Genomic DNA, 13,740 nt, shown 5'->3' with positions numbered 1-13,740 from the left:
CTGTCCTGCGAATGACTGTTGCTGTCAGGACCCCCGATTTCGTCTTTCAGTTGGCCTTTGACATGTCCGAGAACACCTCCCCGACCCAGCGCCAGGCGCTGGTGCCCGATACCGCCGCCGGCCGCCGCTTCGACGCCGTGGTGGCCGAGCTTTTCCCCGAATTCTCCCGTTCCCGCCTGACCGAGTGGATCAAGACCGGTGCGGTGCTGATGGACGGGGAGCCGGCCCGGCCCCGCGACCCGGTCCGGGGCGGGGAGTCGGTTTCCCTGAATGCGGTGCTCGACACCGAGGTCAACGCGCAGCCGGAGGACATCCCGCTGTCGGTCCTGTACGAGGACGAGCATGTCTACGTGATCGACAAGCCGGCCGGGCTGGTGGTCCACCCGGGCGCCGGCAACCCGACCGGCACCCTGGTCAACGCGCTGCTGTTCCGTGACCCGGAGATCGCCAAGGTGCCGCGTGCCGGCGTGGTTCACCGCCTGGACAAGGACACCAGCGGCATCATGATGGTGGCCCGTACCGTGCAGGCGCAGACCGCGCTGGTGGAACAGCTGTCCGCCCGCGAGGTCCACCGGCAGTACCTGGCTGTGGTGGTCGGGGCGCTGGTCGCCGGCGGCACCGTGGACGCGGCGATCGACCGTCACCCGCGCGACCGCCTGCGCATGGGCGTGCGCGAGGACGGCAAGGACGCGGTCACCCATTACCGCCTGCGCGAGCGCTTCCGCGCCCATACCGCGCTGGAGTGCCGCCTGGAGACCGGCCGCACCCACCAGATCCGCGTGCACATGGCGCACATCAAGCACGCCATCGTCGGTGACCCGCTGTACGGCGGGTCGCTGAAGCTGCCCAAGGGCGCCAGCGACGAACTGGTCGCCCAGCTGCGCGGCTTCAAGCGCCAGGCCCTGCACGCCGAAACACTGGAGTTCCAGCACCCGATCACCGGCGAGACGATCAGCAACACCGCCCCGGTGCCGGCGGACCTGCTGGCGCTGACGAAGGCGCTGCGCGAGGACTCCAAGGCCTTCGCCGAACGCGAGCGGGACCGCTGGTGATGAACGACGCGCTGCCTGCCCTGGCCGCCGACTGGCCGGCCCCGGCCGGGGTGCATGCCTTCACCACCCGGCGCCACGGCGCGGGGGGCTCGCAGCCGCCGTTCGACCACTTCAACCTGGGCAACCGCAGCGCCGCCGAGGGCGACGACCCGGCGCAGGTGCAGCGCAACCGTGACCAGTTGCAGCAACTGGCGGGTCTGCCCTCGGCGCCGCACTGGCTGCGCCAGGTGCACGGCATCGGCGTGCTGCGTTTCCAGGCGCCGCCGCAGGCACAGGGCATTGATGCCGAACCGGTGGCCGATGCAGCGGTGACCTCGGTTCCCGGCGTGGTGCTGGCGATCCTGACCGCGGACTGCCTGCCGGTGGTGTTCACCGCGCGGGCCGGGGACGAGGTGGCCGCCGCCCATGCGGGGTGGCGCGGGTTGGCCGACGGCATGCTGGAGAACACCCTGGCGGCGATGCGGACCCCGGCCAGCGCGGTCATCGCCTGGTTGGGGCCGGCCGCCGGGCCGGCCCATTACGAGATCGGGGCGGATGTGCGCGAGGCCTTCCTCGCCCATTCGGCCGCGGCCGAAGCGGCGTTCACGCCGACCCGTCCCGGGCATTGGCGGGTGGACCTGTACGCACTGGCACGCCAGCGGCTGCAGGCCGCGGGCATGGACCCGGCCGATATCCATGGCGGTGACCAGTGCACCATCGCCGACCCGCAACGCTGGTTCTCGCACCGGCGCGACCGCCGCAGCGGCCGCATCGCCACCCTGGTGTGGATGGACCCATGAGCACGCCGCTGTTCGAGCAGGTGCTTGGCCCTGGGTTCGGACAGCTGCCCCCGCAGGTACGCGCGCTGCATTCGGTGCGCGGCCGGCAACGCTGGAGCGGGCAAGGCGAGGTGCTGCGCGGCACCCATTGGCTGGTGGCGCCCTGCGCCTGGCTGGCGCGCCTTCCGCCCAGTGCCAGCGTGCCGGTCAGCGTGGAGTTCGTGGTGGATGCGGCCGGGGAACGCTGGAACCGGCGGTTCGGGCCCGCCCGGATGGAATCGCGCCTGTGGCAACAGGGTGGGGGGCTGTTCGAGCAGCTGGGGGCGGTGCGGTTCCGCTTCGGCCTGCGCGAGGAGGAGGGCCAGATCCTGTGGCGGGCCGAGCGCGCCTGGGCGTTTGGGCTGTTGCCCCTGCCCACGCGCTGGTTCGGCCAGGTGTACTGCCGTGAACGCGAGCGGCACGGGCGTTATGAGTTCCTGGTGGATGTCTCGATGCCGCTGATCGGGCGGTTGATCCGCTATGAAGGCTGGTTGCTGCCGGAGGACGGGGCGGCATGAGCGGCGAGGCGCCGGTGATCGTGTTCGACGGGGTGTGCGCGCTGTGCAGCCGCTGGGTGCGCTTCCTGCTGCGCTTCGACCGCCGGGGGCGTTACCGCTTCGCGGCGATGCAGGGCGCGCGGGGCCGTGCGCTGTTGCTGTCGCACGGGCTGGACCCGGATGACCCGCTGTCGTTCCTGCTGGTGGAGGACGGCGTGGCCTACACGGATACCGATGCGATCATGCGCGTGGTCAGCGGCCTTGGCGGCGTGTGGAAGCTCGCGGGGATCGCGCGCTGGCTGCCCGGATCCTTGCGGGACCGTGCCTACCGGTGGTTGGCGCGCAACCGCTACCGCTGGTTCGGGCGGCATGACAGCTGTTACCTGCCGACGCCGCAGCAGCGGGCGCGGTTCCTGGATTGAGGCCGGGGATGCGGTGGGTGATGCCAGCGTTTTGCCCCCACGGCCCCTCACCCCAACCCCTCTCCGGCATGCGGGAGACGGGCTCGGATTGCGTCGGTTCGTCATGAGTTAGCCCCTCTCCCGCATGCCGGAGAGGGGTTGGGGTGAGGGCGGTGTTTCCAGTGCCTGCAGGTAGTCGCGGCGCCAGCGATTGATGTCGTACTCGCGCAGGTGCTGCATCATCAGCTGCCAACGCTCGATGCGTTCGCCCAACGGCATGTTGGCGGCGGCGGCGATCGCATCGGCCACGCCGTCCAGGTCATGCGGGTTGACCAGCAGTGCCTGCTTGAGCTCGTCCGCCGCGCCCGCCAGCAGTGACAGCACCAGCACGCCGGGATTCTCCGGGTCCTGCGATGCCACGTACTCCTTGGCCACCAGGTTCATGCCGTCGCGCAGGGGGGTCACCAATCCCACCGCGGCCTCGCGGTAGAAGCCGGTCAGCGTGCTGTGCGCGTAGTTCTGGTTGACGTAGCGCAGGGGGGTCCAGTCGGCTTCGGCGTGGCTGCCATTGATGTGGCCGGCCAGGCGCTCCAGGTCGGTGCGCAGCTTGCGGTACTCGGTGACGCTGCCGCGCGAGACCGGTGCGATCTGCAGGAAAGTCATCGAGCCCTTCTGTTGCGGGTAGCGGTCCAGGTAGTGCTCGAAGCCATGGAAGCGCTCGGGCAAGCCCTTGGAGTAGTCCAGGCGGTCCACGCCGATGGCCAGTTTGCGGAACTGCAGGCTGCGGCGCAGGGCGCGCACCGCGTTGTTGCGGGTCGCGCCGTGTGCCTGCCGCGCGATGTGGGCGGTATCGATGCCGATCGGAAATGCCGAGGTGCGGATGCGTCGGCCGTCTGGTGCCTGGATCCACTCGCTGTCCACCAGCGTGCCGCCGCCGAACAGGCGCGCATAGGACTGGAAGCGGTCGACGTCGCGGCGGGTCTGGAAGCCCAGCAGGTCGTAGGCGTACAGCGTGGAGAACAGGTTGCGGTGGTCGGGCAGGGCCTGGATCAGGTCCGCCGAGGGCACCGGCACGTGCAGGAAGAAGCCGATGCGGCAACCGATGCCGCGTTCGCGCAGCATCGCCGCCAACGGGATCAGGTGGTAGTCATGGATCCACACGGTGTCGTCCTCGCGCAGCAGTGGCGCGAGCCTGTCGGCGAACAGGGCGTTGACCTTCCAGTAGCCTTCGCGCTTGCGGCGGTCGTAGTCCACCAGGTCCAGGCGGAAGTGCAACAGCGGCCACAGGGCGCGGTTGGAGAAGCCGTTGTAGTAGTTGTCCAGGTCGGGTCTGGACAGATCCATCGTCACGAAGCGGATGTTGCCCTCGCTCTGCTCGCGCAGGGGGCCGCTGTCCTCGTTGACGCTGCGCCCGCTCCAGCCGAACCACATGCCGCCGCGTTCCTTCAACGCGGCCAGCAGGCCGACCGCCAGCCCGCCGGCACGGGATTCGCCGGGCATCGCCACCCGGTTGGACACCACCACCAGGCGGCTCACGACGCGTCCTGCCACGGTCGCGACAGGCGCATGGCGGCGGTGATCAGGCCAACGTGCGAATACGTCTGCGGGAAGTTGCCCCATTGCTCGCCGTCGTCGAAGGCCAGGTCCTCGGACAGCAGGCCGACGTGGTTGCGGCGTGCCAGCACGCTTTCGAACAGGTCGCGCGCCTCGGCCACGCGGCCGATCGCGGCCAGTGCGTCGATGTACCAGAACGTGCAGATGGTGAAACTGGTCTCCGGTGCACCGAAGTCATCCGGGGCGATGTAGCGGTACAGCGCGTTGCCATGGCGCAGCTCGCGGCCGATGGCCTCGACGGTGGCGACGTAGCGCGGGTCCAGGGCATCGATGAAGCCGATGTCGGCCAACAGCAGCAGCGAGGCATCCAGGTGCTGGCCGTCCCAGGCATCGGTGAAATGCCCAAGGCGCGCGTTCCAGCCACGTTCGATGACGCGCTGGTGGATCGCATCAGCCCGCTGGCGCCAGAGCAGGGCGCGTTCGGGCAACTGCACGCGCGAGGCGATCTTGGCCAGGCGGTCGCAGGCGGCCCAGCACATCGCCGAGGTGTAGGTGTGCACCGAGGTCCTGCCACGGAACTCCCACAGTCCGGCGTCGGGGACGTCGTGCAGGGCATAGGCGCGCTCGCCGAGCGGTTCCAGGCGGGCAAAGGTGTCCGCATCGCCGGGGGCTTCCAGGCGCTGGTCGAAGAACAGCTGGGTGGAGGCCAGGACCACCGAGCCATACACGTCGTGCTGTTTCTGCACCCAGGCCAGGTTGCCGCAGCGCACCGGCCCCATGCCGCGGTAGCCGGCCAGCGAGGGCACCTCGCTCTCGTCGAGCTTCTCTTCCATGCCGATGCCGTACAACGGCTGCAGGCTGCCGTCGCTGGTGGCCAGGTTGAAGATGTAGTGCAGGAAGCCCTCCATCGTGCGGGTGGCGCCCAGCCGGTTGAGCGCGCGTACCACGAAGGCGGCATCGCGCAGCCAGCAGTAGCGGTAGTCCCAGTTGCGCGCGCTGCCGGGCGCCTCCGGGATCGAGGTGGTCATGGCCGCGATGATCGCGCCGCTGTCCTCGTACTGGCACAGCTTCAGGGTGATGGCGCTGCGGATCACCGCGTCCTGCCATTCCAGCGGGACGGAGAGGTAGCGCACCCATTCACGCCAGTACTCGGCCGTGCGCTGGAAGGCATCCTGCGCGTAACCGGCCAGGCTGCGCTGCAGGGTTTCATCCACGCCCAGCACCAGTTCCACCGGCTGGGTCAGCGCGAACGCGGTGCCCTCGCGGATGAAGCGCACCGGCACATCGGTGGTCAGGCGCAGGGTGAAGCCGGGCAACAACCAGCGCAGGTGGTTGCTGCCCCAGGTGGATTCGGGGGTACGTGCGCCCCAATCGGCCAAGGGACGCGCCCGGATGCGGATGCGCGGGCTGCCGGACAGCGGGCGGATGCGCCGGATCACGCTGGGGGGGCGGTACAGGCGACCATGGCGTTTCCAGCGTGGCGCGAAGTCGATCACCTCGATCGCTCCTCCCCGGGTGTCGCGCAACACCGTGCGCAGGATGGCGGTGTTGGTGAAGTAGTGTTGTTCGCTGTCGGCGAAGTCTTCCAGCTCCACCGCGAAGTCGCCGCCGTCATGGTCGCGTGGGCTGAGCAGCGCACAGAACGCGGGGTCGCCGTCGAAGGCGGGCAGACAGCTCCAGACGATGCGCGCCCGCTTGTCGATCAGCGCGCCAAAACTTCCGTTGCCAATGACGGCCAGGTCCAGATCGGCCCGTTGCATGACTTGCTCCTGTTGTGGAGGGCGCCCAGGCGCCATGGGGGCCGCAGGATCTACGGCAGGGCGCCGCGCAACCACTCGTGCACGGCGGCGACGTCGGCCAGCCCGTAGCGTGCGTGGCTGGCGGTGCGGTTGCCGACCAGCACGCCATGCCCGCCCTGGCGCATGGCGGCGGCGAAGCCGGCTTCGTCGGTGAGATCGTCGCCGACGAAGATCGGGCGACGTCCTTCGAACGTCGGGGTGCGCATCAGCGCGAGCACCGCTCCACCCTTGTCGTGGTCGGCGCTGACGAACTCGATGACCTGGTTGCCCGGTTGCAGGCGAACGCCCGGCAGCTGCGCCACCTGGGCCTGGGCAAAGGCGACGATGGCGCCGGCCGCCTGTGGCGCGGTACGCCAATGCAGGGCCAGCGCGCTGCCCTTGTGTTCGACCAGCATGCCGGGGTGTTGATGGGCCAGCCGCATCGCCTGCTGGTGCAGGGCATGCAGCCATTGCGCGGTGTCGCCGCCGACAACTTCGGCATCGGCGGTGGAGCGCAGCTGTGTGCCGTGCAGGCCGGCGGCGGGCAGGCGCAACGGGGACAGCAGCTGGTCCAGTTGCGCGATGGGACGGCCGCTGACCAGTGCCACCGCGCCGTGCAGGCGCTGTGCGTTCACGGCGAGCAGGTGCGGGAGGTCGTCGGCGGGCACCACCTTTTCAGGATGGTCGGCAAAGGCGACCAGGGTGCCGTCGACATCGAGGAACAGCGCGTCGTTGTCCGTCAGCGCCGGTGGGGCCGGTCGCTGGAGTTCTTCGAGCATGCGGCCACTATGCCGCAACGGATGTTAGGGGGAGGTAATCAGGTGTGCAGCCCGAGGGGCTGGAATTTCACCCCAACCTGCCAAAGGTGCCTCGGCCCGACGATCAGGCAGCGCACACTGCACGGCAGGACGCAGGCGGGGACGCAATCCCCGCCTGCGTCCGTGGGTCAGAACGTGTACCGCACGCGGCCGTAGTAGTACGCGCCATTGCTGCCGATCGGCGAGAGCACGTCGTAGGGCAGGTTGCCGAAGTAGTAGATGTCCTGGTTGGATTTGTCCGGGTAGTTGTCGGTCAGGTTCTGCCCGCCGATGGCCACGCTCCACTTCGGGGTGATGCGGTATTCCACTTCCGCATCCAGCTGCCATTCGGCGCGATAGGTCTGCGTCGGCTCGTAGCCGCCCCCGAAGTCGAACACGCGCGTGGCGCTGCCGTGCCGGCTCACGCGGCTGCTCAGCGACCAGCGGTCATTGGCCCAGCTGCCGGCCAGCTGCGCGCGGGTGCGCGGGGCGGCGTCGGTCAGCGTGTTGCTTTCCTCCACGCCGAACAGCACGTAGTCCGGGTCCAGCGCGAGCAGCTGCGACGGCGTGGCCACCACGTTCTTCAGCTCGGTCTTGGCGTAGCTCCAGGTGCCGGTCAGCAGCAGCTCGCCATCGCCCAGCGATTGCCGCCAGTTGGCGACGAACTCGGCGCCGCGCGTGCGGGTGTCGGCGGCATTGACGAAGTAATGCGCGCTTTCCAGTCCGCTGATGCCGAACTGCTGCTGCACGAAGGTGGTCAACGCGTCACCGGTGATGCTCTCCGACAGCGCGATGCGGTCGTCGATGTCGATCTGGAACAGGTCCAGCGACAGGTCGAAGTGGCTGCCGATCTGGCTGGTGAAGCCCAGGCTGTAGTTGATCGACTTCTCCGGCTTCAGGTCGGTGGCGCCGAGCGCGCGGGCGATCGGGTTGTTGACCGACAGCAGGCGGCCCTGCACCAGCTGGCCGCCGGCGGTGTAACCGGTGGAGGTGGACTCGTAGCCGATCTGGCTCAGCGACGGCGCGTGGAAGTTGTTGGAGATGGCACCGCGCAGCGCGAACGCCGGGGCGAACGCGTAACGCGCACCGAGCTTGCCGGTCAGTTCGCCGCCGAAGTCCTGGTAGTGCTCGTAGCGGGCGGCGATGTCGGTGGAGAACTTCTCGCCGAAGGTGGAGGACAGGCTGGTATAGGCGCTGAACACGTCGCGCGACAGGTTGGCTTCGTCCTGCGGGGTCAGCCCGCCGCCGGCCTGCGAGCCGGTGGGGCGGTCGGTGTACGGGCCGGCGGCGTAACTGGCCGGGTCGCCGGCGCCGGTCTCGTAGCGCTCGTGGCGGCCTTCGATGCCGAAGCCGAGGCTGTGGCTGTCGTTCTCGCGCACGAAGATGCGGCCCACGTCCAGGTTGGCCACGGTCTGCTCGAAGCTGAAGTCGCCGGTCTTGAAGCGGGTCGGGCTGGTCGGGCCGAGCGAGGCGTTGAGCGAGTCGCGCAGGCGGTAGGTGAATTCATTGCGGCCGTGGTCGACGCTGGCGTCGTAGTTCCACTCGCCCCATTGGCCACGGGCGCCACCGACCAGCTGCACGTCCAGGTTCTCGCCTTCGGAGACCGGGCGGTAGCCGTTCGGGTAGAGCGCCTTCCAGTTGGCCTCGCCATCCGGATAGCGGAAGTAGTTGGCGCCTTCGGTATCGCGCTGGTTGTAGGTACCGAAGGCATAGGCCCTGGAGGTCTCGCCGAATGGGATCTCGGTGTTGAACCAGGCGTTGATGTCCTTGCTGGCGCCGTCGCCCAGCGCATAGTTGCGCTTGCCGGCCAGGGCCAGGTTGTCCGGGGTCTGTGCTTCCCACGGCGGGATCTGGTCGAAGCCGGCACGGTTGGTGGCTTCGCGGTTCTTGTATTCCAGGCCCACGCGCAGGAAGCCACCGTCATCGGTCAGTGCGGTGCCGACCTTGGCGCTGAAGAAGCTGGCCTGGCCGTCGGTCAGTGTGCGGTTGATCGGCTTGAGGTCGGTGTGGTGCGCACCGAAGCTGGCTTCGATGGCGCCGCCTTCCGCGGCGTCGTCCAGGATCACGTTGATCACGCCGGCCACCGCGTCCGAGCCGTACAGCGCGCCGGCGCCGTCACGCAGCACCTCGATGCGCTTGATCGCGCTGACCGGGATGGCGTTGAAGTCGACCGGCGTGGTGCCCTTGCCGATCTTGCTGTCGGTGTTGACCAGCGCGCTGTTGTGGCGGCGTTTGCCGTTGACCAGCACCAGCACCTGATCCGGCGACAAGCCGCGCAACTGCGCGGCGCGCACGTGGTCGGCACCGCCGGAGTTGGACTGGCGCGGGAAATTGAACGACGGCAGCAGCGCCTGCAGTGCGCTGCCCAGCTCGCCATTGACCACGCCGGCCTTGCGGATGTCCTCGGCGCTGAGCACGTCCACCGGCGAGGTGGATTCGAGCACGGTGCGGTCCACCGCGCGGGTACCGGTGACGATCACCGTGTCCAGGGTGGTGGCGCTGTTCGGCGCGGCTTCCTGGGCAAAGGCGGGGGAAGACAGCGCCAGCGCGATGGCCAGGCCGAGCGGGGCCGTGGTGGGGCGGGACATGGAAACTCCGGGCAGAACGAAGGGGGAGAGGTTTTACACTTACATCCATCCGGATGAAGCGATATATTATCTTGGCGTTAACGCGCGGCCGGTTGCAAGCCCTGGATGCCATGAGCTGATGACCGTCCGTGATATCCCCTGCGGTGCGATGGATGCCACCGTGTTGCCCTGTCCGGAGGTTTTCCATGAAGTTGCACGCCGTTGTTCTCCCCCTGTTGCTGGGCCTTGCCACCAGCGCCATCGCCGCACCGCCGGTCACCGAGCCAGCCACCGCCGCGCTGCATGGCGATGCGCAGCGCCCGGCCGAGGCCGGCGGTTGGGTGCGCAGCGAGCTGTATTTCGGGGTGGGCGAGGAAACCGGCCCGTCCCGGCGGGAGCAGACCGACGTGATCAGCCAGGCGCAATGGCGCGCGTTCCTGGACAAGGAAGTGACGCCGCGGTTCCCCGATGGCCTGACCGTGTTCGACGCCTATGGCCAGTGGCTGTTCCGCGGGGCGCCGGAGCCGAACCGGCTGAGCACCAAGGTGCTGGTGATCCTGCACGAGGACACCCCGCAGCGGCGCAACGACATCGAGGCCATCCGCCTGGCGTGGAAGCAGGCCACCCACCACCAGTCGGTGCTGTGGGCACGGCAGCCGGTCGAGGTGTCGTTCTGATCGGTGCCGGATCGGCTAGCCTGCGCGCTGGTCCGCCTTTCGACGAGTCACCTGATGACGCCACATACCCCCGCCTCCCGCCGCTGCGCCGCCATCGGCATGCTGATTGCCGCTGGGATGCTGCTGGCGCCGCCGGCGCTGGCCGATGACAGCGAGATCCGCTTCGAGGTCACCGCCGGCGTGATTGCCCATGCGCGGCTGACAGGGGCGGGCACCGTCGAGGTCGGTACCGACCGTTCATCGGCGCGGCAACTGCTGCCGGCGGCCACCGATGAGGAAGACGGGGGCACGCGGTTGGGCCATGCGGACTACAACTTCGACGGCTACCAGGACCTGGCCACCAGCGCGACGCTGGGCCAGGTCAATGAGTCCTTCACCGTGTACCTGTACCAGCCGGACAGTGGCCGGTTCCGCGTGCTGGCCGCACCCACCGGGCCGGAGATCAGCTGCGAAGGCCTGTGGACGCTGTCCCCGGATCCGGCCTCGCGCACGCTGAGCAGCAGTTGTCGCAGCGGGCCGATGTGGTACAGCGACGTATACCGTTACCAGGGTGACCGGCTTTACCTGTACCGCTCGATGCGCGGCGCACTGGTCGAGACCAGTGGCATGTCCCGGGTGCTGTCCCTGGACAGTGCGGAAGACATGGGCATCCTGGTGGTCTGGAGTACCTGGGATGCCTCGGGCAAGCGCCTGGAGCGCGCGCTGTGGAATGCATTCGATCCCCCGCTGGCCGACGTGCCGATGAAGGGCTGGGGTGCGTCGGTGGTGCCGGCCCGCCTGCCGCTCTACAGCCGCGCCGGTGACACTGCCACCCGGCGCTACCTGGTCAAGGGCGACCGCGTCGAGTTGCTGGACGAGGCCGATGGCTGGTTGCAGGTGCGCTACCTCAATCCCGCGCGCGGTCCGATCCTGGGCTGGGTGAAAGTGCCCGACCCGGAATGAGCCACGTGTTTCCTTTCCCCCTTCCGCCGGCTGATCCAGGCCGGCCCTGCTGACGAAACTCCCGCATGAATTCCCCGCATTCCCCCACCGCACGTGCCCGCTGGTTCGTGCCCGGCGACCTCAACGGCTTCTTCGGCCTGGTGGTCGACAACCTGTCCATCCTCGGCTTCATCGCGATGGCGCTGGTTGGCATCTTCCAGTTCCCCGCCGAGGTGGTGTTCGGCCGCATGTTCCCGGGCACCGCGCTGGGCGTGCTGATCGGCAACCTGATGTACACGCTGATGGCGCACCGGCTGGCCGCGCGCAGCGGCCGCGATGACGTCACCGCGATGCCGCTGGGCCTGGATGCGCCGACCAGCATCGGCATGGCGCTGCTGGTGCTGGGCCCGGCCTTCGCCGGCTTCAAGCAGCAGGGCCTGGACCCGACCGCGGCGGCCCTGCTGACCTGGAAGCTGGGCATGGCCTCGCTGGTGGTGATGGGCCTGCTCAAGCTGGTGCTGTCCTTCGTCGGTGATGCGGTGACCCGGCACGTGCCGCGGGCGGCCCTGCTCGGTTCGATCGGTGGCGCCGCGCTGACCCTGCTTGGCTTCCTGCCGCTGATCGAAAGCCTTCGCCAGCCGCTGGTCGGCCTGGTCACGCTGGGCGTGCTGCTGTACGTGCTGGTCGCCCGCGGCGTGGTGCCGCTGCGCCTGCCGGGGGTGCTGTTCGCGCTGCTGGTCGGCGTGGGGCTGTACTACGGGCTGGGTTCGGCCGGTGTGCTGACCGGCTTTCAGTGGCCGCCGGCGATCTCGCTGGCGGTGGCGCTGCCGCTGCCGTCGCTGGGCTTCGTCGATGGCCTGCCGCTGACCGTGCCGTACCTGTCGCTGCTGCTGCCATTCGGCCTGTTGATGGTGGTGGGCGGCATCAACGTCGCCGAGAGCGCCCGCGCGGCCGGTGACGACTACCGCACCCGCGACGTGCTGCTGGTCGAGGCCATCGCCACGCTGGTGGCCGGTGTCTGCGGCGGCGTGGCGCAGACCACGCCCTACATCGGACAGCCGGCCTACAAGCGGCTGGGCGCGCGCAGTGGTTACACGCTGCTGACCGGGTTGTTCATCGGCATCGGCGGCATGCTCGGCGTGGTCGCCGGGCTGGTGCAGTGGCTGCCGGTGGCGGTGCTGGCGCCGATCATCGTGTTCGTCGGTCTGGACATCACGGTGCAGGCCTTCCAGCAGACCAAGCGCGAGCATGCGATCGCGGTGGCGCTGGCTTTCCTGCCGGCCATCGCCTACCTGATCAACATCAAGTTCGGCACCTGGGTGGCGCCGGAGGCCGCCGCCGCGCTGTATGCGGCGGTGGACGGGCATGGGCTGTCGGACGTGGCCACGCTGCAGGTGCTGGGCAACGGTTTCATCATCACCGCGATGCTGTGGGCGGCGGCCTTGGTGGCCTTGATCGAGCGTCGCCCGGGCGTGGCGGTGATGCTGCTGCTGGTGGCCGCGGTGCTCAGTGCGTTCGGGGTGATCCATTCCACCGATCCGCGCGGCGGCATCTACCTGCCGTGGCAGCTGGAAGGGCTGCGCCAGGCGATCACCCTGCAGGTCGCCGCCGCCTACGCGGTGCTGGCCACGGTAATCGGCTTGATGTCGCTGCAGAAGCCGCGCTGAACACGCGCGGTGGCGCCGGGGGGAACCCACCGGCGTTGCGCCGGTCACACCTTCACATGCAAGCAAGGTGGATGTGATGGAAAAGCGCAGTGCGGTGTGGCCTTGGGTGGTGTTGGGCGTGGTGGCGATCGGTGGTGTCGGCGGTTGGCTGTTCAAGGATGACCTGGCCCGTTTGCGGCCGGCAGCGCCCGCCGCCACGACACCCCCACCGCTGGATGGACCTGCTGACCCCTCGTCGGCGCCGTCACCTGCTCCCGCCACGGGGCCGACGTCGCCCCGTTATCCGCTGGATGCGGACGTGGCGGCCGATCCCGCCCTGCCGGCCCTGGCGGACAGTGATGCCGGCGCCTGGCAGGCGCTGGCAGGAGTGTTCCCCGCCGATGTGCTGGCGGTGCTGCTGCGCGAGCACCTGATCCAGCGGTGGGTGGTGCACGTGGACAACCTCACCCAGCCCAGCCTGCCGGCCTCGGCGATGGCCCTGCAACCGATGCCGGGCAGCCTGCAGGTGGCACAGGGCAGCGACGGTGTCGAGCAGTTGGCTGCGGCCAACGCCGAGCGTTACGCGCCCTGGGTGAAGGCTTTCACCCAGGCCGATGCGCAGTCCCTGGCGACGGCCTATGTGCGCTTCTATCCGCTGGTGCAGCAGGCCTACCGCGACATAGGGCATCCCGATGGGCACTTCAACGACCGTCTGGTGGCGGTGATCGACCACCTGCTGCAGACCCCCGAGCCCTCGGGCCCGCTGGCGCTGGCGCCGGATGGCAAGGGCAAATACCGCTTCGTCGACCCGGCGCTGCAGTCGCTGTCGGTGGGGCAGAAAGCGCTGCTGCGGCTGGATGCCGGACAGCGCAAGGCGGTGAAGCAACAGCTGCAGGCCATCCGCGTGGCGGTCACGCGCGGCTGAGCCATGACGGGTTTGCGCTGGATCAAGGTCGGGCCAGATCGGCTGGCGATACTGGACGGGAAGCAGGCAATGGCTGAACAGGGGGTAGTCGTCACCCTTGAATCACACCGTTGCAACCGCATCTGAAC

Annotated in this window: 12 protein-coding genes; 8 read left to right on the top strand and 4 right to left on the bottom strand. The window is 69.1% G+C overall.

Annotated elements, in window-relative coordinates; translation table 11 throughout:
- Positions 1 to 50: 50 nt before the first annotated feature.
- Genes rluD through ATCM_RS15440 form a run of 4 tightly spaced genes read left to right on the top strand, consistent with a single transcriptional unit; the run spans position 51 to position 2,768 of the window.
- On the top strand, positions 51 to 1,052 hold the full coding sequence (rluD, locus tag ATCM_RS15455) for a 23S rRNA pseudouridine(1911/1915/1917) synthase RluD (protein WP_207911855.1): 1,002 nt from the start codon (positions 51 to 53) through the stop codon (positions 1,050 to 1,052).
- Positions 1,052 to 1,831: a peptidoglycan editing factor PgeF gene (gene pgeF, locus ATCM_RS15450; RefSeq protein WP_132865368.1), complete on the top strand. Its 780-nt coding sequence runs from the start codon at positions 1,052 to 1,054 to the stop codon at positions 1,829 to 1,831. Before rluD ends, pgeF begins: the two co-directional genes overlap by 1 nt.
- Complete coding sequence (locus tag ATCM_RS15445; protein ID WP_132865367.1) at positions 1,828 to 2,367, top strand: DUF4166 domain-containing protein; 540 nt, start codon at positions 1,828 to 1,830, stop codon at positions 2,365 to 2,367. Before pgeF ends, ATCM_RS15445 begins: the two co-directional genes overlap by 4 nt.
- Entirely contained in the window at positions 2,364 to 2,768 is a 405-nt protein-coding gene (locus tag ATCM_RS15440; protein ID WP_132865366.1) for a thiol-disulfide oxidoreductase DCC family protein, read from the top strand. Before ATCM_RS15445 ends, ATCM_RS15440 begins: the two co-directional genes overlap by 4 nt.
- A 108-nt stretch (positions 2,769 to 2,876) precedes the next feature.
- On the opposite strand, the gene otsA is transcribed toward ATCM_RS15440, so the two are convergent.
- The 4 genes from otsA to ATCM_RS15420 form a co-directional block, all read right to left on the bottom strand.
- Positions 2,877 to 4,283 carry an alpha,alpha-trehalose-phosphate synthase (UDP-forming) gene (gene otsA / locus ATCM_RS15435; protein ID WP_132865365.1) on the bottom strand — a complete coding sequence of 469 codons (1,407 nt, stop codon included), beginning with the start codon at positions 4,281 to 4,283 and terminating at the stop codon, positions 2,877 to 2,879.
- The gene (locus tag ATCM_RS15430) at positions 4,280 to 6,061 is read right to left on the bottom strand and encodes a glycoside hydrolase family 15 protein (protein WP_132865364.1); all 1,782 of its coding nucleotides are present in this window, start codon (positions 6,059 to 6,061) and stop codon (positions 4,280 to 4,282) included. The genes otsA and ATCM_RS15430 overlap by 4 nt, the downstream gene beginning before the upstream one ends.
- 50 nt (positions 6,062 to 6,111) lie before the next feature.
- The gene (otsB, locus tag ATCM_RS15425) at positions 6,112 to 6,858 is read right to left on the bottom strand and encodes a trehalose-phosphatase (RefSeq protein WP_132865363.1); all 747 of its coding nucleotides are present in this window, start codon (positions 6,856 to 6,858) and stop codon (positions 6,112 to 6,114) included.
- A gap of 167 nt (positions 6,859 to 7,025) precedes the next feature.
- Positions 7,026 to 9,464 carry a TonB-dependent receptor gene (locus ATCM_RS15420; protein ID WP_132865362.1) on the bottom strand — a complete coding sequence of 813 codons (2,439 nt, stop codon included), beginning with the start codon at positions 9,462 to 9,464 and terminating at the stop codon, positions 7,026 to 7,028.
- A 185-nt stretch (positions 9,465 to 9,649) separates the two neighbouring features.
- On the opposite strand from ATCM_RS15420, the gene ATCM_RS15415 reads away from it, so the two are divergent.
- The 4 genes from ATCM_RS15415 (at position 9,650) to ATCM_RS15400 (ending at position 13,612) form a co-directional block, all read left to right on the top strand.
- Positions 9,650 to 10,120 carry a DUF3574 domain-containing protein gene (locus tag ATCM_RS15415; protein WP_132865361.1) on the top strand — a complete coding sequence of 157 codons (471 nt, stop codon included), beginning with the start codon at positions 9,650 to 9,652 and terminating at the stop codon, positions 10,118 to 10,120.
- Positions 10,121 to 10,174: 54 nt separating this feature from the next.
- Positions 10,175 to 11,062, top strand: coding sequence for an SH3 domain-containing protein (locus ATCM_RS15410; RefSeq protein WP_132865360.1), 888 nt, complete (start codon positions 10,175 to 10,177; stop codon positions 11,060 to 11,062).
- A gap of 65 nt (positions 11,063 to 11,127) precedes the next feature.
- A complete protein-coding gene (locus tag ATCM_RS15405) occupies positions 11,128 to 12,708 on the top strand; it encodes a hypothetical protein (RefSeq protein ID WP_132865359.1) in 1,581 nt (526 codons plus the stop codon).
- Positions 12,709 to 12,784: 76 nt separating this feature from the next.
- Positions 12,785 to 13,612, top strand: coding sequence for a DUF3014 domain-containing protein (locus tag ATCM_RS15400; protein WP_132865358.1), 828 nt, complete (start codon positions 12,785 to 12,787; stop codon positions 13,610 to 13,612).
- Positions 13,613 to 13,740 lie beyond the last annotated feature (128 nt).

This window comes from Stenotrophomonas sp. ATCM1_4 (assembly GCF_004348115.1).
GTDB classification, from domain to species: Bacteria; Pseudomonadota; Gammaproteobacteria; order Xanthomonadales; family Xanthomonadaceae; genus Stenotrophomonas; species Stenotrophomonas capsici.
This window is presented reverse-complemented; position numbering and strand designations above follow the sequence as displayed.

Excerpts from the sequence above, each read along its gene's own strand:
- ATCM_RS15405 (WP_132865359.1), top strand. The coding sequence starts at position 11,128 with ATGAATTCCCCGCATTCCCCCACCGCACGTGCCCGCTGGTTCGTGCCC.
- ATCM_RS15415 (WP_132865361.1), top strand. The coding sequence starts at position 9,650 with ATGAAGTTGCACGCCGTTGTTCTCCCCCTGTTGCTGGGCCTTGCCACC.
- pgeF (WP_132865368.1), top strand. The coding sequence starts at position 1,052 with ATGAACGACGCGCTGCCTGCCCTGGCCGCCGACTGGCCGGCCCCGGCC.
- ATCM_RS15430 (WP_132865364.1), bottom strand. The coding sequence starts at position 6,061 with ATGCAACGGGCCGATCTGGACCTGGCCGTCATTGGCAACGGAAGTTTT.
- otsB (WP_132865363.1), bottom strand. The coding sequence starts at position 6,858 with ATGCTCGAAGAACTCCAGCGACCGGCCCCACCGGCGCTGACGGACAAC.
- ATCM_RS15445 (WP_132865367.1), top strand. The coding sequence starts at position 1,828 with ATGAGCACGCCGCTGTTCGAGCAGGTGCTTGGCCCTGGGTTCGGACAG.
- ATCM_RS15440 (WP_132865366.1), top strand. The coding sequence starts at position 2,364 with ATGAGCGGCGAGGCGCCGGTGATCGTGTTCGACGGGGTGTGCGCGCTG.
- ATCM_RS15420 (WP_132865362.1), bottom strand. The coding sequence starts at position 9,464 with ATGTCCCGCCCCACCACGGCCCCGCTCGGCCTGGCCATCGCGCTGGCG.
- ATCM_RS15410 (WP_132865360.1), top strand. The coding sequence starts at position 10,175 with ATGACGCCACATACCCCCGCCTCCCGCCGCTGCGCCGCCATCGGCATG.
- ATCM_RS15400 (WP_132865358.1), top strand. The coding sequence starts at position 12,785 with ATGGAAAAGCGCAGTGCGGTGTGGCCTTGGGTGGTGTTGGGCGTGGTG.